The following is a 26,821-nucleotide window of genomic DNA, read 5'->3' as shown; positions in this document are numbered from 1 at the left end:
AGTCCCGGCCGATACTCTCGGGCACATGGCTGTCAACACGTCCGCTGAAGCTCCCTTGCCGGTCGGGGAGGTGTCGCGGCTCATCGGGAGTTGGATCGACCGGCTGGGGGCCGTGTGGGTCGAGGGGCAGATCACGCAGCTGTCGAGGAGGCCCGGCGCCGGGGTCGTCTTCCTGACGCTCAGGGACGCCTCCCATGACATCTCGGTCGGGGTGACCTGCTTCCGGCAGGTGTTCGACGCCGTCGCCGATGTCGTGGGCGAGGGCGCCAGGGTCGTCGTCCTGGCCAAACCGGAGTGGTACGCGCCCCGGGGCCAGCTGTCGCTGCGGGCCGCCGAGATCCGGCCCGTCGGCGTGGGTGAACTCCTCGTGCGGCTGGAGCAGTTGAAGAAGGCGCTGGCGAGTGAGGGCCTGTTCGCGGCGGAGCGCAAGAAGCGGCTGCCGTTCCTGCCGCAGTTGATCGGGCTGGTGTGCGGGAGGGCGTCGGCGGCGGAGCGGGACGTGCTGGAGAACGCCCGGCACCGATGGCCCGCCGTGAGGTTTGAAGTGCGCAACGTCGCCGTACAGGGCGTGCACGCGGTCACCCAGGTCGTCCAGGCGGTGAAGGAGCTGGACGCGATGGACGCCGTGGACGTCATCGTCGTGGCCCGGGGCGGCGGCAGCGTCGAGGACCTGTTGCCGTTCTCGGACGAGCAGCTCGTCCGGACGGTCGCGGCGTGCCGTACGCCGGTCGTCTCGGCGATCGGGCACGAGCCGGACAACCCCCTGCTGGACCACGTCGCGGACCTGCGCGCCTCGACCCCCACGGACGCGGCGAAGAAGGTCGTGCCGGACGTCGGGGAGGAGCTGGAGCGCGTACGGATGCTGCGCGGCAGGGCCCGGCGGTGTGTGGAGGGGTTCGTGGACCGGGAGGAGCGGGGGCTGGCGCACGCGCTCGCGAGGCCGGCGATACAGGATCCGCACCGGATGGTGGCCGAGCGGGAGGACCACGTGGCGTCGCTCCTTGAGCGCTCGCGCCGGACGCTGGGCCACGTCCTGGACCGCGCGGACTCGGAGCTGTCGCACACGCACGCGCGCGTGGTGGCCCTCTCCCCCGCGGCGACGCTGAAGCGGGGGTACGCGGTCCTCCAGCGGCAGGACGGCCACGTGGTCCGCGATCCGGACGAGGTGGCGGCGGACGAGACACTGCGCGCGCGGGTCGCCGAGGGCGAGTTCACGGTACGGGTGACACAGGAGCAGCGGGGAGCACAGGAATGACAGACACCCAGCAGGAGACCCTCGGCTACGAGCAGGCGAGGGACGAGCTGATCGACGTGGTGCGCAGGCTGGAGGCGGGCGGTACGAGCCTGGAGGAGTCCCTCGCGCTGTGGGAGCGCGGCGAGGAGCTCGCGAAGGTGTGCCGCCGCTGGCTGGAGGGCGCGCGGGCGCGGCTGGACGCGGCGCTGGCGGAGGGGGACGAGGAGGAGGCGGAGTGAGCTGCGCGGCATTTGGTTGAACCTTGAACTTCCGTGGCGTACGGTCGTACCCGTCAACCGGTACGGCGTCCCGTACCCGGACGCGCACCTAAGGAAAGCCACGCATGTCTCTCGTTCTCGACCCCACCGCCCAGGACCTGCTGTTCCGTGAGGCCCACACCGCGAACGCCTTCACGGACGAGCCGGTGACCGACGAGCAGATCCAGGCGATCTACGACCTGGTCAAGTTCGGACCCACGGCGTTCAACCAGACGCCGCTGCGCATCACCCTGGTCCGCTCGGCCGAGGCCCGCGAGCGCCTGGTGAAGCACATGGCCGAGGGCAACCAGGCCAAGACGTCGACCGCGCCGCTGGTCGCGATCCTCTCCGCGGACAACGAGTTCCACGAGGAGCTGCCGACCCTGTTCCCGGCGTTCCCGCAGGCCAAGGACCTCTTCTTCGCCGAGCGCCCGGCCCGTGAGGGCTCCGCGAAGGTGAACGCGTCCCTCCAGGCCGCGTACTTCATCATCGGCGTGCGCGCGGCGGGCCTCGCGGCCGGCCCGATGACCGGCGTCGACTTCGAGGGCGTCCGGGGGGAGTTCCTCGACGACGACCACACCCCGCTGATGGTGGTCAACATCGGTCACGCCGCCGAGGGCGCCTCGTACCCGCGCTCGCCGCGCCTGGCGTACGAGGACGTCGTCACGACGGTCTGATCAGCGCCGTACCGCAGAACGAAACCCCCCGGGATCATCACCGGGGGGTTTCTGCGTGTCAGACCGTGTGTCAGGCCGTTTTGAGCGCGCGCGCCATCTCCGCGAGGCGGTCGAAGGAGGCCGTGCCGGCGACGACCGTGGTGGAGCCGTCGGCGCCGGTCAGGACGAGTGCGTCGTACCGGCCGCCGGTCCAGCGGGTCCACTTCGCGCCGGCGATCTCGTCGGTGACGTCCGTCGCCGTCGCGCCCTGGCTCGCGTCGTCCACGAACCGGTCGCGCTTCGCCGAGGCCGACTGCTCGACCTGGACGTACTGCCCGTCGGGCGCGCGGAAGCCGAGGTGCCAGGCGTCGGAGTCCGCGCCGTCGAACCGTACGGACGTCGCCTTCCAGGTCTCCGGCAGCCCCACGGGCGCGGAGACGGGGTACGACGCCGCGCGGCGGGCCGTCGCCAGCTCCACCGTGTAGTCGACCCGCTTGAGGTCGGGCTCCCCGTCGTCGTGCGGGATGAAGAGGTAGATGACGAGTGCCGCCGCCACGATGAGCCCCAGGGAGAGGATCATGTCCCGGGCCGACTTCTGCTTGCCGTTCGAACCTGCCACGCCCCCTATCGTCGCAGGTGCCCCGCGCGCTCATCCGTGGGGTCCCCTGCTCATTTTTTCGTACTGGAGTTAGAGTCAGGAGTCAGAACCTCGCCCCGGCCGTCGTCGAATCGGTCAGAAAGGTGCGCCTCGTGTCCGAGCACCATCACTTGCCGTCCGAGCTGGACGTCCCCTCCGAGGCCCCCGACCGCAACCTCGCCCTCGAACTGGTCCGGGTGACCGAGGCCGCCGCGATGGCCGCGGGCCGGTGGGTCGGGCGCGGCGACAAGAACGGCGCCGACGGGGCCGCCGTACGCGCGATGCGCACGCTCGTCTCGACCGTCTCGATGAACGGCGTCGTCGTCATCGGGGAGGGCGAGAAGGACGAGGCGCCGATGCTGTTCAACGGCGAGCGGGTCGGGGACGGGACCGGGCCCGAGGTCGACATCGCCGTCGACCCCATCGACGGGACGACCCTCACGGCCAAGGGGATGCCGAACGCGATCGCCGTCCTCGCGGCGACCGAGCGGGGCGCGATGTTCGACCCGTCGGCCGTCTTCTACATGGACAAGCTCGTCACCGGACCCGAGGCCGCCGAGTTCGTCGACATCAACGCGCCCGTCGAGGTCAACATCCGGCGGGTCGCCAAGGCGAAGCGGGCCAAGCCGGAGGACGTCACCGTCGTCATCCTCGACCGCCCCCGGCACGCCGGGATCATCGACGAGGTACGGCGGGCGGGCGCCCGCATCAAGCTGATCTCCGACGGCGACGTGGCCGGTTCCATCCTCGCCCTGCGCGAGGGCACCGGCATCGACCTCCTCCTCGGCGTCGGCGGCACCCCCGAGGGCATCATCTCCGCCTGCGCCGTCAAGTGCCTCGGCGGCGTCATCCAGGGCAAGCTCTGGCCCAAGGACGCGGAGGAGCGCCAGCGGGCCCTGGACGCCGGCCACGACCTCGACCGCGTCCTCACGACCGAGGACCTCGTCACGGGCGAGAACGTCTTCTTCGTCGCCACGGGCATCACGGACGGCGAGCTGCTGCGCGGCGTCCGCTACCGCTCGGAGACGGCCACGACCGACTCGATCGTCATGCGCTCGAAGTCGGGGACCGTGCGGCGGATCGACTCCGAGCATCGGTTGCGGAAGCTGCGGGCCTACAGCGCGGTGGATTTCGACCGGGCGAAGTAGGAGCGGCGGGACCAAGAACGAGGGCGTTCCCCCAGGGAACGCCCTCTCCTGCTCCTGCGAGCGGGTTTCCTCAACCCGCCTGCGCGACCCGGGTGTTGTCGGCCGCCCGCGTCGCCTTCTTCAGCTCCAGCTCCCTGCGGCGCCTGCGCGCGAGGACGACGCGGCGCTCGGCCGCCGTCAGCCCGCCCCAGACGCCGTACGGCTCCGGCTGGAGCAGCGCGTGTTCGCGGCACTGGACCATGACCGGACAGCGGGCGCAGACGCGCTTGGCGGCCTCCTCGCGGGAGAGGCGGGCCGCGGTGGGCTCCTTGGAGGGGGCGAAGAACAGCCCGGCCTCGTCGCGACGGCACACCGCCTCCGTATGCCATGGGGCGTCTTGGTCCCGCACGGGCACCCGCTGGGCCGGAACGGCAGCTACCAGGGACGAATGCGGCGGTTGCGGCACGGTCTACTCCTGACGACGGCTTCGCGAGCGAGAGACGATTGCGAGAGGCGATGCAGCAAGCCCTACCCGCTGTACGCGCACCTATGCACTGAGTTCCGAACCGCGGGTTTCCCGTCCCTTCACGAGCGTCAACGGTCCAGATGTTTGTGCAAACCGCGATCCACCTTGCGCTGAACCCGATCGAGAATGTCCGCGACGAGGCGCCCGCGCCGGGGCTTGCCCTCCACGCTGCCGAGCACCGCCCAGCCGTCCAGATGCACCACCGGCGCGTCCGGATCGCCGGAGTCCATCGTGTCCACCTCGAAGCTGCCGAGGATGCCGCCGCCGTTCCCGCGCAGCGAGACGTTCTCCGGGACGCGGACCTCGACGCTGCCGAACACCGCGTACGCCTTGACGACGACCTGCTGGTACTCGAACAGGGCCTCGCTGAGGTCGATCTCCACGCTGCCGAAGACCGCGTACGCGTGGATACGGCGCCCCGCGCGCCAGCGCCCGCGCCGGGTGGCACTGCTGAAGACGGCGACGATGTTGTCGTCCGGGTCGGCGGGCAGTGCGGTGCCCGCCGGGCGGGGCGGGGGCGCCGTACGGCTCTGGCCGGGGGCCGGGAGGTCCTTGACGAACACCTCCAGCTCGCCGACCGTCTTCGCGGCGAGTACGCCCTCGACGCGCTCGGCGTGCTCCTCGGCCGTGAGGCGGCCCTCGGCCAGGGCGTCACGGAGGATGTCGGCGACGCGGTCGCGGTCGGCGTCCGAGGCGCGCAGGTCGGTGGGGGCCGGGGCGGGCTGTGGCGGCGTGTTCTTCTGAAGGTCCACGACAGCAGCGTAGCGAAACACGATAGATCGCGACACCCCTACGGGATTTTCATTATCATCGAACTAAGCCTTGCCTCACCGGGGCGTTGTCAGTGGCAGGTTCTACGCTGGACAGCGCTCGCCAACGGAGGCCGGCCCCCGCGCCGACCGCCACCCCGTCGAATGAGGAATGGGCGTCGATGCCTGAGTTCGCGTACACCGATCTGCTGCCCCTGGGAGAGGACACCACGCCCTACCGGCTGGTGACCTCCGAAGGCGTCTCCACCGTCGAGGGGCCGGACGGGCGCACGTTCCTCCAGGTCGAGCCCGAGGCGCTGCGCAAGCTCGCCGAGGAGGCCATCCACGACATCCAGCACTACCTGCGCCCCGCGCACCTCGCGCAGCTGCGCCGGATCGTCGACGACCCCGAGGCGTCCTCCAACGACAAGTTCGTCGCCCTCGACCTCCTCAAGAACGCGAACATCGCGGCGGCGGGCGTCCTGCCCATGTGCCAGGACACCGGCACGGCGATCGTCATGGGCAAGCGCGGCCAGAACGTCCTCACGCGCGGGGGCGACGAGGAGGCCCTCAGCCGGGGCATCTACGACGCGTACCTGAACCTCAACCTGCGCTACTCCCAGATGGCCCCGATCACCGTGTGGGAGGAGAAGAACACCGGCTCCAACCTGCCCGCGCAGATCGAGCTGTACGCCACCGACGGCGGCGCCTACAAGTTCCTCTTCATGGCCAAGGGCGGCGGCTCCGCCAACAAGTCCTTCCTCTACCAGGAGACCAAGGCGGTCCTGAACGAGGCCTCCATGATGAAGTTCCTGGAGGAGAAGATCCGTTCGCTCGGTACGGCCGCCTGCCCGCCGTACCACCTCGCGATCGTCGTCGGCGGCACGTCGGCGGAGTACGCCCTGAAGACCGCGAAGTACGCCTCCGCGCACTACCTCGACGAGGCCCCCACCGAGGGCTCCGCGCTCGGGCACGGCTTCCGGGACAAGGAGCTGGAGGAGAAGGTCTTCGAGCTGACCCAGAAGATCGGCATCGGCGCGCAGTTCGGCGGCAAGTACTTCTGCCACGACGTCCGCGTCGTCCGCCTCCCGCGCCACGGCGCCTCCTGCCCCGTCGCCATCGCCGTCTCCTGCTCCGCCGACCGGCAGGCCGTCGCGAAGATCACCGCCGAGGGCGTGTTCCTGGAGCAGCTGGAGACCGACCCGGCGCGGTTCCTGCCGGAGACGACGGACGAGCACCTCTCCGCCGACGAGGAGGGCGTCGTCCGCATCGACCTCAACCAGCCGATGGACACGATCCTCGCCGAGCTGACCAAGTACCCCGTCAAGACCCGGCTCTCGCTCTCCGGCCCGCTGGTCGTCGCCCGCGACATCGCCCACGCGAAGATCAAGGAGCGGCTCGACGCGGGTGAGGAGATGCCGCAGTACCTGAAGGACCACCCGGTGTACTACGCGGGCCCGGCGAAGACCCCCGAGGGCTACGCGTCCGGCTCCTTCGGCCCCACGACGGCCGGCCGCATGGACTCGTACGTCGAACAGTTCCAGGCGGCCGGCGGCTCCAAGGTCATGCTCGCCAAGGGCAACCGCTCCCAGCAGGTCACCGCCGCCTGCGACAGCCACGGCGGCTTCTACCTCGGCTCCATCGGCGGCCCCGCCGCCCGCCTCGCCCAGGACTGCATCAAGAAGGTCGAGGTCGTCGAGTACGAGGAGCTCGGCATGGAGGCGGTGTGGAAGATCGAGGTGGAGGACTTCCCGGCGTTCATCGTCGTGGACGACAAGGGCAACGACTTCTTCCAGGACCCGGCGCCTGCGCCGACGTTCACGACGATTCCGGTACGGGGGCCTGGGCTGGGCTGAGCGCCTCCCGATAGACCCACAGAGCCCTCGGCACTCGCCGGGGGCTCTGCTGCTGCCCGTGGGGCCTCGATTTACCCGACTACGCGAATATTGGCATTGCCGCATGGACGAGGATTCCGGTCCCTCGTACCGTCGTGACCACAGGCTCCAACGGGGGCCAACCGCAAGGGGGTTTCGGCATGGCGCGCGAGGAACTGACCCGACTGACCGGGAACGGGAACGGCACCTGCGGCAAGGACGACTGCCCGAACGTCTACCGCACAGCCAACGGCTCGTTCGTGGTCCAGGGCGACCTTTCCCGGGCGTTCACGCCGTGAGGAATGGGCGGCACGCTTCGAGGGGTTCCAGCGGGAAGCGTGGAGGCTTGAGACTCTGCCCCAGTACCTCATGCCGCAGGAAGAAGCCGAGTTCGAGGCGTTCAAAGCGGGGGCCCGAATCGACCCCCAAGCTATGTCGAACGAGTACACCGACCGGCTGCGCCGACAAGCCGCAGAAGGCCGCATCCAAGGGCGCGTGCACATCGTGACGCGGCCACTGACGGACTACCTGAAATTCGAGAAGTCGTACTCATGCACTACGAGGCGGACGGTGCACAGATCAGCCGCGAAGTATTCGAGGGGGCATGGCCCCGTTCTTCGAATACCAGCACATTGCGCTGACCGATTCGGTGCCCTTCGAGGAGTACGTGAAGGGTCTTGAGCTTTGAACCCGAGTCCCTGGGTCGGTCGAGGACGGACCTGGCGGAGTCACTACGCGGCGAACGCAAGCGAGTCGGGCTGACTCAGGCCCGGCTCGCTCGGCGCTGCAACATGTCGCAGACCAAAATCAGCAACATCGAAGGAGGGAAACTCACTCCCACCGTTCTTGACGTTGAGCTGATCATTGAAGCCCTTGGGATCGACGGTCCCGTCTCCGAGGAAATACTCGGGCTGGCCCGCACGGCCAACACCGAATGGCAAGACCAGTGGGCTTCGCAACGGCGTGGGTTGGATAAAAAACAGAACGAATTGGCCCGCCTCGAATCCCTCACCGTGGAGTTCCGATTCTTCCTGCCGACGATGATTACGGGTCTCCTGGCAACGCCCGAATACGTACGGGCGAGCCTCGCGGGGAACTCGGGCGATATGTCCAAGATCGTGGCCAAGAAGCTGGAGCGACAGCAGGTCCTGTTGGACTCGTCGAAGTTCTTCACGTTCCTTCTGACGGAACAGGCCGTGCGGTGGCCGCTGGCTTCCTCTATCGCCATGGCCATGCAGCTCGACCGACTGGCGTCCGTCTCACGTATTCCCAACATCCGACTGGGCGTAATCCCTCTAGGAACAGTCGACCCCATCGCCGAGACTCCGCTGAGCGTCTTTACCGTGTATGACCGACGACTGGTCCAGGTCGAGACCAACACGGGAGCGCTGATCCTCCGCGACCACAGGGACGTGAACGCATACCGAGACGACTTCGACCGATACAAGTCCTATGCCGTCTTCGGAGACGAGTGCCGAGAACTCCTCTCGGAGTGGTCCATGATTTTTACCCGGCAACGCCAATAACAATGGATGCGCTTCTGCCTCGTCACTACTGTGGGTCAGGACAGCAACAAGGCGGACGAGGGGGCCGAATGGCCGACGTCACTCAGGAGGAATCTCCGGCTTCAGATGCCGTGCAGTGGAGCTGGAAGAGGAATCCGAAATGCGTTCGGTTGGCGATGGCCGCTTTGGCCGACCGTTGGCATGTCGACGCGCGCATGGTCAACGACCACTACGCGGTCGGAAAGACCATCTGGTTCGAGATCGACCGCTCGGTGTGAACAGCCGACCGACAACCGGACGGCGGCCCCGGTGTCCCCAACCCGCCCAAGAAGCAGGTCAGTTGAGCCCCAGCTGGGAAGAGTTGGGGCGTGTCCTCGCGGCCGGAGGTGCCCTCTCTTCCGACTGGGCGGACACCTTCGCCGCGGTCTCCCGCACCCCGTTCCTCCCCGACCTCGTCTGGCCGTTCGACATGGAGACGGGGAGGTGCGTGCCCGTGTCGAGGTCGGTCGAGCCGGAACTCTGGTGCCGGTATGCCGAGTCGGACGTCCCCCTGGTCACGCAGTGGGACGACGGGGCACATGTGGGCCCGGAGCCCGGGAGCGTCGCGACGTCATCCGCGTCCATGCCGTCCGTCGTGTTCCGGATGCTCCGGGATCTCGACGTACGGCCAGGGCACCGCGTACTGGAGATCGGCACCGGCACCGGCTGGAACGCGGCTCTGCTGGCGCACCGCCTCGGCGCCGGGAACGTCACCACCATCGAGGTCGACCCCAGAGTCGCGGCTCAGGCGCGAGGCGTACTCCCCGTGCGGGTCGTGCTGGGTGACGGGCTCAAGGGGGTTCCGGAGGGAGCCCCGTACGACAAGGTCATCGCGACGTGCGGGATCCGTTCCGTACCCTTCGCGTGGGTGCGCCAGTGCAGGGCGCGCGGCGTCATCGTCGCCCCTTGGGGAACGCACTACGGCAATGGCGACGCCGTCGTCCGATTGCTGGTCGCCGAGGACGGTGAAAGCGCCTCGGGTCCCTTCACCGGCCCCGTCGAGTTCATGAAGGCGAGGGCACAACGGCTCCCGCCCGTCGTCCACGCCGACTACATCGACGACACCCCAGACCGCGAGAGGTCGTCCACCACGATCACGGAAGCCGAATTCCTCGGGGAACGGTTCGATCCGCGCCGGTTCGCGCTCGGAGTGGGTCTCCGGGGTTGCGTTCACGTCGTAGCCGAAAAGCGCGACGGGAAACGCCCTGTGTGGCTCTACGGACTCACCGACCGCTCATGGGCGTGCGCGGTGTTCCACGACGGCTCTCCCGCCCGCGTATGGCAAGCGGGGCCGCGCCGCCTCTGGGACGAAGCCGCATCGGCGTACAGGTGGTGGAACGAGCAGGGGCAACCCCAGGGCCCCGGCGTTTGCCCGGATCGCCCCGGCCTGGGCCGGTTGATCATGCTGGCGGGCCTCGGAAGCAGATGAACACGGCACCTGTGGATCATGGAGTTCTCTACGCTGCAAGATCCACGAAGGTGCCGTGTTCGTTCCTCCATCATCCCCTGCCGTCGTTCCCGTCTCTCCGGCGCCCCGCCTGGAGGCCCTCGGCTCGGATGCCGCGCGAGACCAAGTCCGCGGCCTGGTTGCCGAGTTCGAGTCGGTCACCGATCCTCGCGGGGCGTGCGGGGTGCGCTACCGGGTCTCCTCGCTGCTGGCCCTGGTGGTCTGTGCGATGACCCCGGCGGGCCATGACTCCATCACCGCGGCGGCGGAGTGGTGCCGACGTGCGACGCCTGAGGAACTGGCCGCTTTCGGTCTGCCCTACCATCCGTTGCGCGGCCGCTACCGGATCCCGAGCGAGAAGACCTTGCGCACCGTTCTGGGGCGGCTCGATCCCGGTGAGGTCAGCGCGGCCGGCTACGACCACCTGCGGCCCCTGCTGTCCACGGTGTCCCACTCTCCCGAGCCGCTCATGCCCGACGGCGGCATCGAACGCGAACAGCGCCGCGCCCACCGGGCGGCCGCCCGCGCCGAACCGGTGCGCTCCCGGCGCCGGGCCATCGCGGTGGACGGCAAGTGCCTGCGCAGTGCGAAGCGCCCGGACGGCAGCCGCGTCTTCGTGCTCTCCGCCGTCCGGCACGGCGACGGCATCACCCTCGCCTCCCGCGAGATCGGCGCGAAGACCAACGAAATCCCCGAGTTCCAACCCCTGCTCGACCAGCTCGACGACGCCGATCTCAAGGGGGCCGTCGTCACCGCCGACGCCCTCCACGCCCAACGCGACCACGCCACCTACCTGCACGAACGCGGCGCCCACTACCTGCTGACCATCAAGAACAACCAGCGCGGCCAAGCCCGTCAGCTCCACGCCCTGCCCTGGAAGGAGATCCCCGTCATCCACCGTGACGACGCCCGCGGCCACGGCCGCCACGAACAGCGTCTCGTCCAGGTCGTCACCGTCAACGGCCTGCTCTTTCCCCACGCGGCCCAGGTCCTGCGCATCCAGCGCAGACGCCGTCTCTACGGAGCGAAGAAGTGGTCCAGCGAGACCGTCTACGCCATCACCGACCTGCCCGCCGAGGAAGCGAGTGCCGCCGAGATCGCTTCATGGGCTCGCGGGCACTGGACCGTGGAGAACACCGTCCACTGGTGTCGGGATGTGACCTTCAACGAGGACAAGTCCCAGGTCAGGACCCACAACACGCCCTCAGTCCTCGCCGCCGTCCGCGACCTGATCCGCGGTGCGCTCAAGCTTGCCGGGTACGTCAACACCGCCGCCGGCCGCCGAGCCCACACCGAACGCACCCTCGTCCTCAGCCTCTACGGCATCACATGATCAAACCGGACGACCCGGGCAAACGCCGGGGCCCTGGGGGCAACCCGGCTTCGGACGGTTCGGCCTGACCGTCACCGCCGACGCGGAGACCGTCTGGCTCGACGATCCGGGGAATCCGGTTCCGGCGGCTCCCGGATGAGCAACGCGTACGACTGAGGGGGCGGGGCGGCCGGATTCGAACCGGCGTCCTCCGAGATGATGTCGCGGCGCATTACCTCTGTGCTACGACCCCGCCTTGCGAGGGAGATTACGGGGTCGGCGGAAGCGGCGCACGGGAATAACGGGTCGGCGGACGGCAGCCTTTAGAGGCACACCACTTCCGTCTGTGCCGCCGACCTCACCGGATCGGGTGAACATCCGTCCCGCCAGGAACAAGTGAGCGACCCCGTTCGCTGTACGGGACATGAGCGACTACCGCATCGAGCACGACTCCATGGGCGAGGTCAGAGTCCCGGCGCACGCGAAGTGGCGGGCCCAGACGCAGCGGGCCGTGGAGAACTTTCCGGTCTCCGGGCAGCGCATCGAGCGCGCGCACATCGAGGCGCTCGCGCGGATCAAGGGAGCCGCCGCCAAGGTCAACGCCGAGCTCAAGGTGCTGGACGCGGATGTCGCGCGGGCGATCCAGGGGGCCGCGCGGGAGGTCGCCGAGGGGAAGTGGGACGAGCACTTCCCGGTGGACGTGTTCCAGACGGGCTCGGGGACGTCGTCCAACATGAACGCGAACGAGGTGATCGCGACCCTGGCGACGGAGCGCCTCGGCAAGGACGTGCACCCCAACGACCATGTGAACGCCTCCCAGTCGTCGAACGACGTCTTCCCCTCGTCGATCCACATCGCGGCGACGGCGGCGGTCACGCACGACCTGATCCCGGCCCTGGAGCACCTCGCGGCGTCCCTGACCCGCAAGTCGCAGGAGTTCGCGGACGTCGTCAAGTCGGGGCGCACGCACCTGATGGACGCGACCCCGGTCACGCTGGGACAGGAGTTCGGGGGGTACGCCGCACAGGTGACGTACGGCGTCGAGCGCCTGCGCGCCTCGCTCCCCCGCCTCGCCGAACTCCCCCTCGGCGGCACGGCGGTGGGCACCGGCATCAACACCCCGCCCGGCTTCTCGGCGGCGGTGATCGCGGAGGTGGCCCGCGCGACCGGCCTGCCCCTCACGGAGGCCCGCGACCACTTCGAGGCGCAGGGCGCGCGGGACGGCATCGTCGAGACCAGCGGACAGCTCAGGACGATCGCGGTCGGCCTCACGAAGATCGCCAACGACCTGCGCTGGATGTCGTCGGGCCCCCGCACGGGCCTCGCCGAGATCTCGCTCCCCGACCTCCAGCCGGGCTCCTCGATCATGCCGGGCAAGGTCAACCCGGTGATCCCGGAAGCCGTGTTGATGGTCGCGGCGCAGGTCACGGGCAATGACGCGACGGTCGCGACGGCGGGCGCGGCCGGCAACTTCGAGCTGAACGTGATGCTCCCGGTGATCGCGAAGAACGTCCTGGAGTCGATCCGCCTGCTGGCGAACGTCTCGCGCCTGCTCGCGGACCGCACGGTCGACGGCATCGTCGCGCACCGCGAACGCGCGCGCGAGTACGCCGAGTCGTCGCCGTCGGTGGTGACGCCGCTCAACAAGTACATCGGGTACGAGGAGGCCGCGAAGGTCGCCAAGAAGGCGCTCGCGGAGAGGAAGACGATCCGGCAGGTCGTCGTCGAGGGCGGGTACGTGGAGAGGGGGGATCTGACGGTGGAGCAGCTCGACGAGGCGCTGGATGTCCTGCGGATGACACATCCGTAACCAGCGGGGACGCAGCTTTAAGATCGCGAGAACCATGACCGAAGCCACAGCGCTGATTGGCCTGGGCACCTAATATCTGGTCATGGCAGACGAGGGAGCGGTGAGCAGCGTGAACGGTTCGGTGACGGGTGGCTCCCCGCCGCTCCGCTGGGCGCCGGGCACCCCCGTCCTGTGGCGCTACCGGGCCAACGGCTCGGAGGGCTTCCACATCGCCCGCCCCGTCACCGTCGTACGGGACGACGCCGACCTCCTCGCGGTCTGGCTCGCGCCCGGCACGGAGTGCGTGAAGCCGGGCCTCGCGGACGGCACCCCGGTGCACCAGGAGCCGCTGGAGACGCGGTACACGAAGCCCCGGACCCTCCGGCGGGGCCGCTGGTTCGGAACCGGCGTCCTGAAGCTCGCACGGCCCGGCGAGCCGTGGTCGGTGTGGCTGTTCTGGGAACCGGGCTGGCAGTTCAAGAACTGGTACGTCAATCTGGAGGAGCCGCTGGCCCGTTGGGCGGGCGGCGTGGACTCCGAGGACCACTTCCTCGACATCTGCGTACATCCGGACCGGAGTTGGGAATGGCTCGACGAGGACGAGTTCGCGCAGGCGCAGCGGGTCGGGCTGATGGACCCCGAGGCGGCGGCGCGGGTGCGCGCGGCGGGGCTCGCCGCAGTGGAGGTGATCCGCGCCTGGGGGGCGCCCTACCGGGACGGCTGGGAGAGCTGGCGCCCGGATCCGTCCTGGAACGTCCCTGTTCTGCCGCAGGACTGGGACCGGACCCCCATGCATGCTTCACCATGAGACCCTTGATGCGCCCCGGGACGGCAACCGTAGGATCGTCGTCCGGAAGGGCAGTGCGGCAGTAACTCCCGGAGCAGACACCAGGTCTGACCGAACGTCACCGAGGGGCGGCAGGACGTGAGCGAGGGGTACGAGGGCAACACCGGGCCGGGCGGCGGCGAGCCGACACCGGCCGGCACGGAAACAGCCTGCGCTCACGCCGGTTTCCCGTTCCGGGGACACGTATTCCGGGTATCGGATTTTCTGCGGGACCGACTGCGCGTACGGCGCGCAGCCCCGGACGGACGGATTCGACACGCGTGACGGAGCACCCGACCTCCTTCGAACGCCCTCAGGGCGCCGACCCCGCGGATCCCCGCGGGGCGCTCCTGCGTTCCCCGGCGCACACGCCGGGCACCGCGGCACTGGAGACACCGCCGTACGAGCCGGGCGGTGACAACCCCAGCAACACGAGCGGCACTGGCAACACGAGCGACATGGGCAAGGACCCCGAGCACTCACAGCCGGTGGCCGCGGAGCCCGACGCGCACCGCCCCCGGCCCTCGCCGGAGTCCATCCCCGCGCAGCCGGGCGGCGATGTGCCGCAGGAGCGGCGCAAGGGCGAGGGCCTGCCGCCGGGCCAGCCGACGCCGATGCGGCGCGACGGGGACCGGCTCAGGTTCGTCGGCGCCGCCACCCGGCGCATCGCGCGCGGCATCGACCTCGACGAGATCGTGATGGGCCTGTGCCGGGCGACCGTGCCGACCTTCTCCGACGCGATCCTCGTCTACCTGCGCGACCCGCTGCCGGTCGGCGACGAACGCCCCACCGGGCCTCTCGTGCTGCGCCTGCGCCGCACCGACCGCATCCCCGAGGAGCAGGACTCGGAGGCCGGGTTCATCATCCCGGCACCCCTGCCCGAACCGTCCGAGATCTCCGAACTGTCGTCCGCGATCGCCGAGTTGTGCGAGGTACGGCAGGGCGGGGCGCTCGCGGAGGTGCTGCGCGGGGTACGCCCGGTGTTCGCGGACGCGCCCGCCGCGCGTGCGGCGCTGCCGGAACTCCTCGGCGAGGACAGCCAGTTGGTCGTCCCCGGCGGGCAGCGCGCGATTCTCGCGCCGTTGCGCGGCCGGCGCCGGGTGATCGGCGCGGCCGTCTTCATCCGCCGCGCCGACCGCTTCCCCTTCGAGTCGGACGACCTCCTGGTCGCCGCCCAACTCGCCACGCACAGCGCGCTGGGCATCGACAAGGCGGTCCTGTACGGCCGTGAGGCGTACATCGCGGACGAGTTGCAGCGCACCATGCTGCCCGACCACCTCCCCCGCCCCACCGGCGTCCGCCTCGCCTCCCGCTACCTCCCCGCCGCCGAGACGGCCCGCGTCGGCGGCGACTGGTACGACGCGATCCCGCTGCCCGGCAGCCGCGTCGCCCTCGTCGTCGGCGACGTCATGGGCCACTCGATGACGTCCGCCGCGATCATGGGCCAACTCCGTACGACCGCCCAGACCTTGGCCGGGCTCGACCTCCCGCCCCAGGAGGTCCTGCACCACCTCGACGAGCAGGCGCAGCGGCTCGGCCAGGACCGTATGGCTACCTGCCTCTACGCGGTGTACGACCCGGTATCGCACCGGATCACCGTCGCCAACGCCGGTCATCCGCCGCCCGTCCTGCTGCACCTCGGCGGCCGGGCCGAGGTTCTCAAGGTGCCGCCGAACGCGCCCATCGGAGTCGGGGGAGTCGACTTCGAGGCCGTCGAGCTGGACGCGCCGGCCGGTGGGACGCTGCTCCTGTACACCGACGGGCTCGTGGAGTCCCGGCTGCGGGACGTCTGGACCGGGATAGAGGCGCTGCGCGAGAAGCTGGCCGCTACCGCGCAGTTGACCGGGCCGGATCATCCGCCGCCGCTCGAAGCGTTGTGCGACGAGGTGCTCGACATGCTCGGTCCTGGTGACCGGGACGACGACATCGCGTTGCTCGCCGCGCGCTTTGAGGGGATTGCGCCCAGTGATGTCGCGTACTGGTTCCTTGAGCCTGAGGATGCGGCACCCGGGCGTGCTCGGCGGCTTGCGCGGAGGGCTTTGGCTCGGTGGGGGCTTGAGGAACTCAGCGATTCTGTCGAGCTGTTGGTGAGTGAGGTTGTCACCAACGCGGTGCGGTATGCGTCTCGGCCGGTGACTCTGAGGTTGTTGCGGACCGACGTTCTGCGGTGTGAAGTCGGGGACGATGTGCCGCAGTTGCCTCGGTTGCGGAACGCTCGGGCTACCGATGAGGGTGGGCGGGGGTTGTACCTCGTCAACAAGTTGGCTCGGCGGTGGGGGGCTACTCGGCTCTCCACGGGCAAGGTTGTTTGGTTCGAGCTCAATAGGAGTTGAGTTTCGGCTTTCCGCCCGGTGGGGGGCGTTCGCGCAGTTCCCCGCGCCCCTAAAAACCTAAAAGAACAAGACAGGCGCCCGGTGCTTTCAAGCACCGGGCGCCTTCCCCTTGTTACTGGCCTTCTCTTGGCTCGAACGGGTTCCCCCCGCCCGTTCCCAGCGTGTCCCCGCCCGTCGGTGTCGGTGTCGGGGAGTTGCTCGGGGTTGGACTCGGGGACGGGGACGGGGAGTTGCTCGGCGACGGCGACGGGCTCGACGACTTGCTCGGCGACGGGGACGGGCTCGGGGATTTGGACGGCGACGGCGTCGGCGACGGGCTCGGGGACGGGGTCGCCGTGATCGTCGGCTGGACCGCCGCGCCCTGCGTCGTCTCCAGGTCGAACTTGGAGACCTTCGAGGAGACACCGAACGTGTAGTCGGCCCAGATCTGCGCCGGGTAACCACCACCGTTGATACGGCCCTTGCCGGGGATCAGCCCGGTCGCGCCGGTCAGCGTGACCTGCGGGTGCGGCGGCTTCGCGGACTCGCCGAAGAGGCCGACCGACGTCACCAGGTCCGGCGTATAGGCCGTGAACCAGGCCGACTTGTTGTCGTCCGACGTACCCGTCTTGCCCGCGACCTTCTGCCCGTTGCGGTTCGGGTTGTCCCGCACGGACGTCTTCGCCGTACCGTCGTCGACCACACCGGTCAGGACGGACGTGACCGTGTCGGCGGACTCGCGCGAGACGACCTGCTCGCCGATCGGGTTCGGCTTGATGGTGATCGTGGAGGACTCGGCCTCCTCGATGAGCGCCGGGGTGACCTTCTTGCCGTGGTTGTCGAGGGTGGCGTACACCCCCGCCATCTGGAGCGGGCTCGCCCCCATCGTGCCGAGGGTCTGCGCGGGGACGGCCTTCAGGTCGCCGGTGTCCATGCCCAGCGCCTTGGCGGTGTCCATCACCTTGTCCATCCCGACGTCCACACCGAGCTGGGCGAACACCGAGTTGATGGACTTGTTCATCGCCGTCTGGACGGTGACCTGGCCGTAGTCCTGATCGTCCTCGTTCTCCGGCGCGAACCCGATCGGGCTGCCGACGACGGGGCGTTTGCTGGTGCCGTCGTACATCGAGTTCACGTTGATCGTGTCGCCGTCCTGCGTCTTGGCCTGGCGGTCGAGCGCGGCGGCGAGGATGACGGGCTTGAACGTGGACGCCGGCTGGTAGTCGGTGCGGGTCGCGTTGTTGATGTAGTGCTCCAGGTAGTCCGTACCGCCGTACATCGCGAGGACCTTCCCGGTCTTCGGGTCGACGGATACGGCCCCGGCCTGGACGTCGCCGTCCACGGAGCGCTTCTTCTTGTCGAGCTTGCTGGTGAGCTGCTCCTTGACGGACGTTTCGAGCGCCGCCTGCTTCTTCTTGTCGATGTTGAGGGTGATGGTCCAGCCGCCGCGGTCGACCAGGGCGTCGGCGTCGGACCTGCTGGCGGCCCGGCCGGTGGCGACGAGCTGCCGGGAGAGTTCCTTCTTCGCCGCGTCGACGAGGTAACCGACCTGGCCCTTGTTGCCGGCGGCCGGCTTCGGCTCCAGCGGGATCGGGAACTTCATCGCGTCCCGCTTGGTCTTGTCCAGCCACTTCTGGCCGACCATGTTGTCCAGGACGTAGTTCCAGCGGGCCTGGACGAGCTTCTTGCCGGTCGGGGTGGCCGCCGCCCAGTCGTACTGGCTGGGGGCCTGGAGGAGCGCGGCGAGGTAGGCGCCCTGTTCGACGGAGAGGCGGTCCGCGTCGACGCGGTAGTACGCCTGGGCCGCCGCCTGGATGCCGTACGCGCCACGGCCGTAGTAGCTCGTGTTGATGTACCCGGCGAGGATGTAGTCCTTGGACTTCTGGCGGTCCAGCTTCAGGGAGATGACGATCTCCTGGAGCTTGCGGGTGACCGTCTGTTCCTGGGTGAGGTAGTAGTTCTTGACGTACTGCTGGGTGATGGTCGAACCACCCTGCGCGCCGCGCCCGGCGACGGTGTTGAGGATGCCTCGGGCGGTGCCCTTGAGGTCGATGCCGGAGTCGTTGTAGAAGGTCTTGTTCTCGGCGGCGACGAAGGTGCGCTGGACGTCCTTCGGGATCTTGGAGAGGGCGACGTTCTCGCGGTTGAGGTCGCCGTCGCGGGCGAGGACCGTGCCGTCGCTGTAGCGGATGACGTTGCTCTGCTTGAGCGCGTCGGCGTTCCCGGCCGGGATGTCGATCAGCATGTACGCGGCGATGAAGGTGCCGATGCCGAGGAGGCACACGCCGAGGAACGTCCCCAGGATCTTCTTCCAGGTGAACATCCTGCGCAGGAAGCTGCGGCCGTCCTTGCCCTTGGGGCCGGTCGCGTCCTTACCCTTTTTCTTACCGTGCTTTTGTGCCGCGCGACGCGCTGCCGCCCGACCGCCGGGTATCGGCTCCGAAGCGCCGGGAGCCTCGTACGAAGGACCCACGGGCGGCTCCTCCGTGACCACCTGCTCCGAGCGTTCCCTGGGCGCGGCGCGGCGGCCACCGCGCTGTCGCGCACGTCTGTCGTCCGCTCGTCCCATGAGTCCGCTCGCTCCGCTTCCTTCTCGGCAGTCACTCCAGTGCCCGTGGGGCAGATCAGCCCCGGTGGGCAGGTCAGCTCAGAAAACTAACATCGCTCTCTATGACAAAGGTCCGCCGATGCGGACTCTTACGGGCGTGAGAATGAGCACCCGGGCACAACGGGCCCCAGGGGCACACCCGTTCCTCCCCAACGTTTTCGACGCTTCCGAACGCCCAAGGGTTGCCGCGAGCCGAAAAAGTGATATCACTTAGCTAGACCAACGCTAGTGGCCTCGGGGGGACAACCCATGACTGAACAGACCATGACGGACAATCCGGTACGAGAGTTTCCGGCGCACAGCGTCGGCGGCGGGCTCGCCCTGTCGCTCGGACTCCTCGGGATGTTCGGCGGCATCGGCGCGGCGATCTCGGCGGCCGGTGTCACGGCCGTCGCCGCCAAGGCCGTACTCATCACCGGCGGCATCGTCATCGCCGTCGTCGCGCTCTTCACGCTCTGCGGGCTCAACATGATCGCGCCGGGTGAGGCGCGGGTCGTGCAGCTCTTCGGGCGGTACCGGGGGACGCTGCGGGACGACGGGCTGCGGTGGGTGAACCCGTTCTCGTCCCGCGCGAAGATCTCGACGCGGGTGCGCAATCACGAGACGCCGGTGCTGAAGGTCAACGACGCGTACGGCAACCCCATCGAGCTGGCCGCCGTCGTCGTGTGGCGGGTCGAGGACACCGCGCAGGCGAGCTTCGAGGTCGACAACTACCTGGAGTTCGTCTCCACGCAGACCGAGGCGGCCGTCCGGCACATCGCCATCGAGTACCCCTACGACGCCCACGACGAGGGCGGCCTCTCCCTGCGCGGCAACGCCGAGGAGATCACCGAGAAGCTGGCCGTCGAACTGCGCGAGCGCGTCGACACCGCCGGTGTCCAGATCATCGAGTCGCGCTTCACGCATCTCGCGTACGCTCCTGAGATCGCCTCCGCGATGCTTCAGCGGCAGCAGGCGGGCGCGGTCGTCGCGGCCCGGCGCGAGATCGTCGACGGCGCGGTGGGCATGGTCGAGGCGGCGCTCGCCCGCATCACAGAGCAGGACATCGTGGAACTCGACAACGAGCGCAAGGCGGCGATGGTGTCCAACCTGATGGTGGTCCTCTGCGGGGACCGCGCGCCCCAGCCCGTCCTCAACACCGGGACCCTTTACCAGTGACCTCCTCCCCCTCTCCCGGCGAGCGTCGGCCGCAGCGCAAGCAGGTTCTGCTGCGGCTGGACCCGTCCGTCTACGACGCGCTGGCCCGGTGGGCCGGGGACGAACTCCGGTCCGCCAACGCGCAGATCGAGTTCCTGTTACGGAAGGCGTTGCAGGAGGCGGGAAGGCTGCCGGGGGGTGCGGGGCCGCTGCCGCGCAGGGGGAGGCCGCCGGGGTCGGCGGGGGGTTCGGGGCCGGGGTTCCGGGACGGGGCGTAACCCTCCTGGCGGGAAGGGGAGTTGGGCCGTCGACACCAACGCACTACGGCGGCCCCGCTCAACAGGGCCGCCGTACGCGTATGTTCAGTCCCCCAGAATCTCTTCCGCCTCCAGCGTGACCCCGACCGCCTGGATCACCGAGGCGATCTTGAACGCCTCCTGGACCACCTCGCGGTCAACTCCCGCCTTGCGCAAGACCTGTTCGTGCGAGTCGAGACACAGCCCGCACCCGTTGATCGCCGACACCGCGAACGACCACAGCTCGAAGTCGACCTTCTCGACGCCGGGGTTGCCGATGATGTTCATGCGCAGGCCCGCACGGAGGTTGCCGTACTCGTGGTCCGAGAGCAGGTGCCGGGTGCGGTAGAAGACGTTGTTCATCGCCATGACCGCAGCCGCCGACTTCGCGGCGCGATACGCCTCCGGCGACAGCATCTCCCGCGCGTCCGGGGCGAGTTCGCGCAGAACGATGGGTGAGCGGGAGGCGATGGCCGTCGCCAGGACCGTACCCCACAGCTGCTGCGGCGGGAGTTCGGAGTTGGCGATGACCGAACTCAGGTTGAGGCGGAGGTCCTTGGCGTAGTCGGGTATCCGGGACTTGAGGGTGTCGAGGCTCAACTTCACTCACCCGCCAGGAGTTTGGTGGGGTCGAGGGTCGCCTCGCCCTTCGTCCAGTTGCAGGGGCACAGCTCGTCGGTCTGGAGGGCGTCCAGCACGCGCAGCACCTCCTTGGGGTTCCGGCCGACGGACCCGGCGGTGACCATCGTGAACTGGATCTCCTTGTTGGGGTCCACGATGAAGACCGCGCGCTGGGCGAAGCCGTCCTCGCCCTCGATGCCGAGGTCGCGCATCAGCTCGTGCTTGGAGTCGGCCAGCATCGGGAACGGCAGGTCGCGCAGGTCGTCGTGGTCCTTGCGCCAGGCGTGGTGGACGAACTCGGAGTCGCCGGAGAAGCCCAGGACTTGAGCGTCACGGTCGGCGAAGTCGTCGTTCAGCTTGCCGAACGCGGCGATCTCGGTGGGGCACACGAAGGTGAAGTCCTTGGGCCACGCGAAGACGACCAGCCACTTTCCCTCGTACGACTTGTGGTGGACCGTCTCGAACTCCTTCCCCTTCTCCAGCGAGACACAGGCGGTCAGTTCGAACTCGGGGAACTTGTCACCGACAGTGAGCATGAGCGCTCCTTGTAGCGAGAGGGTCGGACGACGCAGATGCTTGCACAAGGTGCATTAATTACGGAAATAGCTACACTCGGGAGTGTTGATCGGAGGTGGTTATCAGTGACCGTGGGTAATGCCGGGGCCAGAAGGCGCCAGCCCAGTCTCGCTCAGCTGAGGGCGTTCGCCGCAGTCGCCGAGCACCTGCACTTCCGGGACGCGGCGGCGGCGATCGGCATGAGCCAGCCCGCGCTGTCGGGGGCGGTGGCCGCGCTGGAGGAGGCTCTGGAGGTGACGCTGCTGGAGCGGACGACGCGCAAGGTGCTGCTCTCCCCGGCGGGTGAGCGCATCGCCGTCCGGGCGCGGGCGGTGCTCGCGGAGGTCGGGTCGCTGCTGGAGGAGGCGGAGGCGGTCCGCGCGCCGTTCACGGGGGCGCTGCGGCTCGGGGTGATCCCGACGGTCGCCCCGTACCTGCTGCCCACGGTCATCGAGCTGGTGCACGGCCGCTACCCGGCGCTGGACCTCCAGGTCCACGAGGAGCAGACGACGAGCCTCCTGGACGGGCTCACGACGGGGCGCCTGGATCTGCTGCTCCTCGCGGTCCCGCTGGGCGTCCCCGGTGTGGTCGAACTCCCGCTGTTCGACGAGGACTTCGTCCTGGTGACTCCGCTGGACCATCCCCTCGGGGGCCAACGGGACGTCCCCCGGGAGAAGTTGAGGGAGCTGAACCTTCTCCTCCTCGACGAGGGGCACTGCTTGCGGGATCAGGCCCTCGACATCTGCCGCGAGGTCGGCCGGAGCGACACCCCGGTCACGACGACGGCCGCCGGCCTCTCCACCCTCGTACAACTCGTCGCGGGCGGTCTCGGCTGCACGCTGCTGCCGAGTACGGCGGTGACGGTGGAGACGGCGCGCAATCCGCATCTTCGGGTGTCGACGTTCTCAACTCCGGCGCCCTCGCGGCGGATTGCCCTCGTGACGCGGACGGGGGCGGCGCGGGCGGGTGAGTACCGCGAACTGGCGGCGGCGTTGCGGGAGTCGCTGCGGGCGTTGCCGGTGCGGACGCCGTAAAAGGGAGTTGGGCGAGCAGGCCCCCACGGCCCGCTCGCCCGAGGGCGGCCCTGTTTCCCCACGCCGCCCCGTACCGGTCCCCCGCCGTCCCGCCCAAGGCGCCGACAGGGAACCGGAGTTGTTACTCCGTGCGCAGCCCGTCCGGCCGCAGCAGCCTCAGCAGCGGCGGCAGGCTGAGCAGCGTCACCACCAGGACGACCCCCGCCGCGATACCGGTCATCGTGAAGACGCCGGCCCAGTCGATATGGATGCTCTGGCTCGTCATGCGGAGCAGGATCGCGCCGAGCGCGATGCCGATGACGGCGGCGAGGATCAGACCGAGGGCGATCGGGACCATCGTCTGCCACAGGACGGACAGGGAGAGGGTCCGGCGCCGGGTGCCGAAGGCGACCAGCGCGGAGAGCAACTTCCGCCGCTCACGCAGCTGTTCGAGCTGCGAGACGAGGAGGCTCGCACCGATCAGGCCGAGGACGCAGGCCGCGCCGACCAGCAGACCCGTACGGATCTTGTCGTACTCCTCGGACACCTTGGTGTCGTGCCACATCATCGGCTCGGACGCCGGGTCGAGGCGGGCCGCCGTGTTGCGGGCGAAGTCGGCCGCGTCGGGGACGGAGTCGTCGAGGCTGAGGTAGACGCTGCCCCACGCGGCTTTCGCCATCCCCTTCGACGTGGCCTTCGGGGTGATCAGCACCCCGTAGCGCCGGTCCCCCGTGGGGTCGTCGATGGTCCGCGCGGGCTTCACGCCGCTCGGCACGGTCCACGGCGCCACCTCGTCGCTGTTGTCGTCCACGTTGTAGTAGACCGTGCTGCCTGCCTTGAGGAGGCCCTGGTCCTTGCCGCCCACGTCGTAGTCGGAGCTCTCGTAGGTCCCGTCGTCCCTGCCGATCCGGAAGACGTCCCCGTCCTTGCAGGACGGCAGTTGGGCGACCTCCTTCAGGCTCTCGCAGCTCCCGATCGTCGCCCGGAGGTAACGGCCGCTTTCGTTCTCGGGCTTGAAGTACGCCCGGTTGCCCACGTAGACCGTGGCGAGCGCGGAGGCCCGCCGCACGCCCTCGGTCTTGCCGAACGCGGTCTCGTAGGCGACGAGTTGGTCGAACTTCGCCGACACCTGCATCCCGGCGCGGGTCGTGTCCTGTCCCGTCTCCTCGGTGTACTCGCCGCTCAGCCCGGCGAACAGCATCTGGAGCGCGATCGCGCCGGCCACCGCGACGGCCACGCCGTTGACCATCCGGGCCGCCGTACCGCTGCTCAACTGGAGCCGCCGTACGGCCAGTTGCCAGGCCACCCCGCCCGAGCCGAGCCGGGCGACGGTCGTCTCGACCAGCCACGGCAGCAGCGCGGTGACGCCGATCAGCAGCAGGAGGACGCCGCCGACGACGAGGTACTCGTTGAAGGCGCCGCCGTCGCGGCCCTGGCCGAGCATCGGGTACAGCAGCCCCGCACCGGCGATCGGCAGCAGCAGCCGCCACCACAGGCGGCGCCGCGAGGGACGCGCCGTACGCACCACGCCCAGCGGTTCGATGACGACGCTGCGCAGCGTGAACAGGGTGACGCCGACGGCCGCTGCGGGCACCGCGACGACCACCAGCAGCGTCAGCAGCGGCGAGGGGACCAGGTCGCGGGACTGCACGCTGACGTCCATCAGCTCCATCCGGCCCGCGAGTTCACGGCCGATCAGGAAGAACGCGGCGCCGAGCACGAGTCCGAGGAGCGCCCCCGCGAGCGCCTCGCCGGCCGCGATCCGCCGCGTCATCAGCCCGTCCGACCCCACGAGCCGCAGCGCCGCGAGCCGTTTGTCGCGCCGCTCGCCGCCGATGCGGACGGCCGCCGAGACGAACACGCCGACGGGCATCAGCAGCACGATGATGACGATGACCGTGAGCAGGACGAGGATCGGATCGGGTGCCTGGGTCGACGGCTTCTCGGCCCGTCCCCACCTGTCCAGCCGCATGACCTGGGTGTCGGGGGCCTTCTTCGCGAGGTCCGGCAGGGTCGCGTAGAACGACAACTCCTGGGAGCCGACGATGCCTTGGTCGCCGATCGTCCCCACGATCTCGTACGGCAGCCGCTCGCGCAGCAGCTTGCCCGAGCCGGAGTCGAGAAGTTCCTTCAGCTTCGGCGAGACGACCATCGCGCCGGTCTTCGGGTACTCCTTCACGCCGGGCGGCAGCGGGGCGCGCGGGCCCTCCGGCTCGACCAGGCGTCCGCGTACCGCCTTCTCGCGGAACGTCGTGTCGGCGCGGACGACGAGGACGGTGTTGTCGGCCTTCTTCGCCTCGGTCTGGGAGTCGTACGTCCAGTCCGAGCGCGCGGCATCCCGCGCGTCCCGTGCGCTCAACGCACCCGGGACGGCCGCCGCGAGCAGCAGCAGCGCGACGCCGAGGCCCACGCCCATGGCCGTCAGCAGCGCCCTCGACCAGCCCTCGCGGCCCCCGGCGAACGCGAACCGCATCCCCATGCCGAGGTCCCGGGACCACGATCTCGTGCTCCTCATACGACGCGCTCCATGTCCCTCGACTTGCCGTCCCGTACGACGATCTCGCGGTCCGAGTAGGCGGCGACGCGGGCCTCGTGGGTGACCAGGACGACGGCCGCGCCCGTCGTGCGGGCCGCCTCCGTCAGCAGCTCCATCACGCGCTCGCCGTTCAGGGAGTCGAGGGCGCCGGTCGGCTCGTCGGCGAACAGGACGCGGGGGCTCGTCACCAACGACCGTGCCACCGCGACGCGTTGGCCCTGGCCGCCGGAGATCTCGCCGGGGCGCTTGCGGGACAGGTCGTCCACCTCAAGGCGCTCCATCCAGCCCAGTGCCGTCTTCTCGGCGGCCTTGCGGGACGTGCCGTTCAGGCGCAGCGGCAGGGCGACGTTCTCCACGCAGGTCAACTCCGGTACGAGCTGGCCGAACTGGAACACGAACCCGAACTCCGAGCGGCGCAGCGCGCTTCGCCGGGCGTCGTTCATCGTCGCCATCTCCTGGCCGTCGTACATGATCGACCCGGAGTCGGGCGTCACGATCCCGGCGAGGCAGTGCAGCAGCGTCGACTTCCCCGACCCCGAGGGCCCCATCACGGCGACGACCTCGCCGGGATGGATGGAGAACTCAGCGCCGTCGAGCGCGAGGGTGGGGCCGTACGCCTTGCGGAGATCCTCAGCGGTGAGGAGGGAGCCGGCGGGAGCGGTCACGGGGCCACCGTCCTTGGTATCGGGGTCGGTTGAGTGGTCGGGGTCATCGGGTCACTGCCTCGCGGAGCTTCTCCAGCCTCGCGGCGGTGAGTTCGAGCCAGCGCAGGTCCGCTTCCAGGTGGAACAGGGCGTGGTCGCAGATGAGTTGGTCCGCGAGGTCGCCCTTGCGCTTGCGGTCGGTGAGGATGCGCATGCCGCGCAGGTGCTCCGAGCGCTGCGTGTCGAGGATGTCGCCCGCGTCGCGGTGCGTCAGCAGGGCGAGGACGACCTTCGTGTAGAGCGTCGACTGGAGGTACGGCTCCGGCTTCTCCGGCGTCGCGAGCCAGCGCTCGACGTCCGTGACGCCGGCACCGGTGATCGCGTACCGCTTCCGCTCGGGGCCGTCGCCGGCCTCGATGCCGTCGACCTCCACGAGGCCGTTCTTCAGCAGCCGCGACATCGTCGAGTAGACCTGGCCGTAGTGCAGCGGCCGATCGTGACCGAACTTCTCGTCGAACGCCCGCTTCAGGTCGTAACCGTGACGGGGTCCGGACTCCAGGAGTCCCAGGAGGGTGTGACCGATGGACATGGGGAGGACTGTACATGCGGTGTATACGTGGTGTGTATACGCGGAGTGTGTAGACCCTGACCTGGGGGTTGTTCCCGCAGGTCAGGGTCTATTGTCACGGGTTTGGAACAGGGGTGGCCGGACGAGTTCCGTATCGCCGTGCTCATGCTCAGGCAGACCTCCGGGAAGCTGCGCGGGTGCGGGCGGGGCAGTGCCGAAGGCGATCTCGACCGGGTGGCCTGATGGCCGACGGCCGCCGTCTCGCGCGCGTTGAGGTCGCAGGCGGTGACCGGGGAGGTCCGTGAGGTCCAGGGGCGGCGCCGTGGCCCGCGCCCAGCCGCCCGCGAGCTGCTCCGGCGTCGCCGTCGCCCGTGACGGACAGGCACAGCGCGGGGCGGCAGCCCTGGAGCATCCGGCCGATGCGCCGCGCGGACTGCGCCGGGTCGATCGGCGCGTAGGCGGCGCCCGCCATGAACGCGGCCGGCGCGGCGGCTGTCGCGTTCCGGCCCGGTGGCAGGAGCAGGGCGGCCAAGTCCCACGGGCGCACCCCACG

General features: G+C 69.5%; 25 protein-coding genes and 2 pseudogenes. 17 read left to right on the top strand and 10 right to left on the bottom strand.

Annotated features, from left to right (window positions below):
- Positions 1-25 precede the first annotated feature (25 nt).
- From xseA to J8M50_RS30870, 3 genes are all read left to right on the top strand, one after another.
- Positions 26-1,255, top strand: a complete 1,230-nt coding sequence (xseA, locus tag J8M50_RS30880; protein ID WP_029183721.1) for an exodeoxyribonuclease VII large subunit — start codon at positions 26-28, stop codon at positions 1,253-1,255.
- The gene (locus J8M50_RS30875) at positions 1,252-1,473 is read left to right on the top strand and encodes an exodeoxyribonuclease VII small subunit (RefSeq protein ID WP_010352771.1); all 222 of its coding nucleotides are present in this window, start codon (positions 1,252-1,254) and stop codon (positions 1,471-1,473) included. Before xseA ends, J8M50_RS30875 begins: the two co-directional genes overlap by 4 nt.
- 104 nt (positions 1,474-1,577) lie before the next feature.
- Positions 1,578-2,168, top strand: a complete 591-nt coding sequence (locus J8M50_RS30870; RefSeq protein WP_010352770.1) for a malonic semialdehyde reductase — start codon at positions 1,578-1,580, stop codon at positions 2,166-2,168.
- Between the two features lie 70 nt (positions 2,169-2,238).
- Here J8M50_RS30870 and J8M50_RS30865 read toward each other — a convergent pair whose 3' ends face one another.
- Positions 2,239-2,766, bottom strand: coding sequence for a DUF4245 domain-containing protein (locus J8M50_RS30865; RefSeq protein WP_010352769.1), 528 nt, complete (start codon positions 2,764-2,766; stop codon positions 2,239-2,241).
- Positions 2,767-2,897: 131 nt separating this feature from the next.
- Between J8M50_RS30865 and glpX the strand changes: the two genes are divergently transcribed.
- Complete coding sequence (gene glpX, locus J8M50_RS30860; protein WP_010352767.1) at positions 2,898-3,932, top strand: class II fructose-bisphosphatase; 1,035 nt, start codon at positions 2,898-2,900, stop codon at positions 3,930-3,932.
- Between the two features lie 70 nt (positions 3,933-4,002).
- On the opposite strand, the gene J8M50_RS30855 is transcribed toward glpX, so the two are convergent.
- Together J8M50_RS30855 and J8M50_RS30850 are read right to left on the bottom strand one after the other, a co-directional pair.
- A complete protein-coding gene (locus J8M50_RS30855; RefSeq protein ID WP_040836034.1) occupies positions 4,003-4,377 on the bottom strand; it encodes a WhiB family transcriptional regulator in 375 nt (124 codons plus the stop codon).
- Positions 4,378-4,505: 128 nt separating this feature from the next.
- Complete coding sequence (locus tag J8M50_RS30850) at positions 4,506-5,189, bottom strand: DUF1707 SHOCT-like domain-containing protein (RefSeq protein WP_010352765.1); 684 nt, start codon at positions 5,187-5,189, stop codon at positions 4,506-4,508.
- Positions 5,190-5,368: 179 nt separating this feature from the next.
- Here J8M50_RS30850 and J8M50_RS30845 point away from each other — a divergent pair, with 179 nt between their 5' ends.
- From J8M50_RS30845 to J8M50_RS30800, 10 genes and pseudogenes are all read left to right on the top strand, one after another.
- A complete protein-coding gene (locus J8M50_RS30845; RefSeq protein WP_010352764.1) occupies positions 5,369-7,042 on the top strand; it encodes a fumarate hydratase in 1,674 nt (557 codons plus the stop codon).
- 179 nt (positions 7,043-7,221) lie between these two features.
- A complete protein-coding gene (locus J8M50_RS30840) occupies positions 7,222-7,359 on the top strand; it encodes a hypothetical protein (protein WP_010352763.1) in 138 nt (45 codons plus the stop codon).
- Positions 7,358-7,748 (top strand): annotated as a pseudogene (locus J8M50_RS30835) (DUF6879 family protein); the annotation flags it as partial. The gene J8M50_RS30840 and the pseudogene J8M50_RS30835, both read left to right, overlap by 2 nt.
- Positions 7,738-8,586 (top strand): helix-turn-helix domain-containing protein, encoded by an 849-nt coding sequence (locus J8M50_RS30830; RefSeq protein ID WP_029183720.1) that lies wholly within the window; start codon positions 7,738-7,740, stop codon positions 8,584-8,586. The pseudogene J8M50_RS30835 and the gene J8M50_RS30830, both read left to right, overlap by 11 nt.
- Positions 8,587-8,654: 68 nt before the next feature.
- The gene (locus J8M50_RS30825) at positions 8,655-8,843 is read left to right on the top strand and encodes a hypothetical protein (RefSeq protein WP_223786354.1); all 189 of its coding nucleotides are present in this window, start codon (positions 8,655-8,657) and stop codon (positions 8,841-8,843) included.
- A gap of 83 nt (positions 8,844-8,926) precedes the next feature.
- Complete coding sequence (locus J8M50_RS30820) at positions 8,927-10,033, top strand: methyltransferase domain-containing protein (RefSeq protein WP_223786461.1); 1,107 nt, start codon at positions 8,927-8,929, stop codon at positions 10,031-10,033.
- Positions 10,034-10,088: 55 nt separating this feature from the next.
- Positions 10,089-11,384: an ISAs1-like element IS1629 family transposase gene (locus J8M50_RS30815; RefSeq protein ID WP_006378747.1), complete on the top strand. Its 1,296-nt coding sequence runs from the start codon at positions 10,089-10,091 to the stop codon at positions 11,382-11,384.
- 403 nt (positions 11,385-11,787) lie between these two features.
- A complete protein-coding gene (locus J8M50_RS30810) occupies positions 11,788-13,173 on the top strand; it encodes a class II fumarate hydratase (RefSeq protein ID WP_010352760.1) in 1,386 nt (461 codons plus the stop codon).
- A gap of 82 nt (positions 13,174-13,255) precedes the next feature.
- Positions 13,256-13,960 carry a cytidylyl-2-hydroxypropylphosphonate hydrolase gene (gene fomD, locus J8M50_RS30805; RefSeq protein ID WP_075661224.1) on the top strand — a complete coding sequence of 235 codons (705 nt, stop codon included), beginning with the start codon at positions 13,256-13,258 and terminating at the stop codon, positions 13,958-13,960.
- A gap of 299 nt (positions 13,961-14,259) precedes the next feature.
- On the top strand, positions 14,260-16,311 hold the full coding sequence (locus tag J8M50_RS30800) for an ATP-binding SpoIIE family protein phosphatase (protein WP_059045947.1): 2,052 nt from the start codon (positions 14,260-14,262) through the stop codon (positions 16,309-16,311).
- 112 nt (positions 16,312-16,423) lie between these two features.
- On the opposite strand, the gene J8M50_RS30795 is transcribed toward J8M50_RS30800, so the two are convergent.
- Positions 16,424-18,859, bottom strand: coding sequence for a transglycosylase domain-containing protein (locus tag J8M50_RS30795; RefSeq protein WP_040836031.1), 2,436 nt, complete (start codon positions 18,857-18,859; stop codon positions 16,424-16,426).
- A gap of 288 nt (positions 18,860-19,147) precedes the next feature.
- Here J8M50_RS30795 and J8M50_RS30790 point away from each other — a divergent pair, with 288 nt between their 5' ends.
- The gene (locus J8M50_RS30790; RefSeq protein ID WP_010352756.1) at positions 19,148-20,056 is read left to right on the top strand and encodes an SPFH domain-containing protein; all 909 of its coding nucleotides are present in this window, start codon (positions 19,148-19,150) and stop codon (positions 20,054-20,056) included.
- Positions 20,053-20,313, top strand: a complete 261-nt coding sequence (locus J8M50_RS30785; RefSeq protein ID WP_010352755.1) for a type II toxin-antitoxin system antitoxin — start codon at positions 20,053-20,055, stop codon at positions 20,311-20,313. The genes J8M50_RS30790 and J8M50_RS30785 overlap by 4 nt, the downstream gene beginning before the upstream one ends.
- Positions 20,314-20,397: 84 nt before the next feature.
- Here J8M50_RS30785 and J8M50_RS30780 read toward each other — a convergent pair whose 3' ends face one another.
- Together J8M50_RS30780 and J8M50_RS30775 are read right to left on the bottom strand one after the other, a co-directional pair.
- Entirely contained in the window at positions 20,398-20,931 is a 534-nt protein-coding gene (locus J8M50_RS30780; protein WP_010352754.1) for an alkyl hydroperoxide reductase, read from the bottom strand.
- 2 nt (positions 20,932-20,933) lie between these two features.
- Positions 20,934-21,488, bottom strand: a complete 555-nt coding sequence (locus J8M50_RS30775) for a peroxiredoxin (RefSeq protein ID WP_010352753.1) — start codon at positions 21,486-21,488, stop codon at positions 20,934-20,936.
- Between the two features lie 105 nt (positions 21,489-21,593).
- On the opposite strand from J8M50_RS30775, the gene J8M50_RS30770 reads away from it, so the two are divergent.
- The gene (locus J8M50_RS30770) at positions 21,594-22,541 is read left to right on the top strand and encodes a LysR substrate-binding domain-containing protein (RefSeq protein ID WP_010352752.1); all 948 of its coding nucleotides are present in this window, start codon (positions 21,594-21,596) and stop codon (positions 22,539-22,541) included.
- A 121-nt stretch (positions 22,542-22,662) separates the two neighbouring features.
- Here the strand turns inward: J8M50_RS30770 and J8M50_RS30765 are convergent, their stop codons facing one another.
- The 4 genes and pseudogenes from J8M50_RS30765 to J8M50_RS50195 form a co-directional block, all read right to left on the bottom strand.
- Entirely contained in the window at positions 22,663-25,035 is a 2,373-nt protein-coding gene (locus tag J8M50_RS30765; protein WP_040836029.1) for an ABC transporter permease, read from the bottom strand.
- Positions 25,032-25,721 carry an ABC transporter ATP-binding protein gene (locus tag J8M50_RS30760; RefSeq protein WP_010352750.1) on the bottom strand — a complete coding sequence of 230 codons (690 nt, stop codon included), beginning with the start codon at positions 25,719-25,721 and terminating at the stop codon, positions 25,032-25,034. The genes J8M50_RS30765 and J8M50_RS30760 overlap by 4 nt, the downstream gene beginning before the upstream one ends.
- A gap of 43 nt (positions 25,722-25,764) precedes the next feature.
- Entirely contained in the window at positions 25,765-26,289 is a 525-nt protein-coding gene (locus J8M50_RS30755) for a PadR family transcriptional regulator (protein WP_010352749.1), read from the bottom strand.
- Between the two features lie 415 nt (positions 26,290-26,704).
- Positions 26,705-26,815: pseudogene (locus J8M50_RS50195) on the bottom strand (hypothetical protein); the annotation flags it as partial.
- Positions 26,816-26,821: the final 6 nt, after the last annotated feature.

The organism is Streptomyces acidiscabies, from assembly GCF_020010905.1.
GTDB classification, from domain to species: domain Bacteria; phylum Actinomycetota; class Actinomycetes; order Streptomycetales; family Streptomycetaceae; genus Streptomyces; species Streptomyces acidiscabies.
This window is presented reverse-complemented; position numbering and strand designations above follow the sequence as displayed.

Excerpts from the sequence above, each read along its gene's own strand:
- J8M50_RS30840 (WP_010352763.1), top strand. The coding sequence starts at position 7,222 with ATGGCGCGCGAGGAACTGACCCGACTGACCGGGAACGGGAACGGCACC.
- J8M50_RS30765 (WP_040836029.1), bottom strand. The coding sequence starts at position 25,035 with ATGAGGAGCACGAGATCGTGGTCCCGGGACCTCGGCATGGGGATGCGG.
- fomD (WP_075661224.1), top strand. The coding sequence starts at position 13,256 with ATGGCAGACGAGGGAGCGGTGAGCAGCGTGAACGGTTCGGTGACGGGT.
- J8M50_RS30790 (WP_010352756.1), top strand. The coding sequence starts at position 19,148 with ATGACTGAACAGACCATGACGGACAATCCGGTACGAGAGTTTCCGGCG.
- xseA (WP_029183721.1), top strand. The coding sequence starts at position 26 with ATGGCTGTCAACACGTCCGCTGAAGCTCCCTTGCCGGTCGGGGAGGTG.
- J8M50_RS30795 (WP_040836031.1), bottom strand. The coding sequence starts at position 18,859 with ATGGGACGAGCGGACGACAGACGTGCGCGACAGCGCGGTGGCCGCCGC.
- J8M50_RS30825 (WP_223786354.1), top strand. The coding sequence starts at position 8,655 with ATGGCCGACGTCACTCAGGAGGAATCTCCGGCTTCAGATGCCGTGCAG.
- J8M50_RS30775 (WP_010352753.1), bottom strand. The coding sequence starts at position 21,488 with ATGCTCACTGTCGGTGACAAGTTCCCCGAGTTCGAACTGACCGCCTGT.
- J8M50_RS30810 (WP_010352760.1), top strand. The coding sequence starts at position 11,788 with ATGAGCGACTACCGCATCGAGCACGACTCCATGGGCGAGGTCAGAGTC.
- J8M50_RS30870 (WP_010352770.1), top strand. The coding sequence starts at position 1,578 with ATGTCTCTCGTTCTCGACCCCACCGCCCAGGACCTGCTGTTCCGTGAG.
- J8M50_RS30755 (WP_010352749.1), bottom strand. The coding sequence starts at position 26,289 with ATGTCCATCGGTCACACCCTCCTGGGACTCCTGGAGTCCGGACCCCGT.
- J8M50_RS30875 (WP_010352771.1), top strand. The coding sequence starts at position 1,252 with ATGACAGACACCCAGCAGGAGACCCTCGGCTACGAGCAGGCGAGGGAC.
- J8M50_RS30845 (WP_010352764.1), top strand. The coding sequence starts at position 5,369 with ATGCCTGAGTTCGCGTACACCGATCTGCTGCCCCTGGGAGAGGACACC.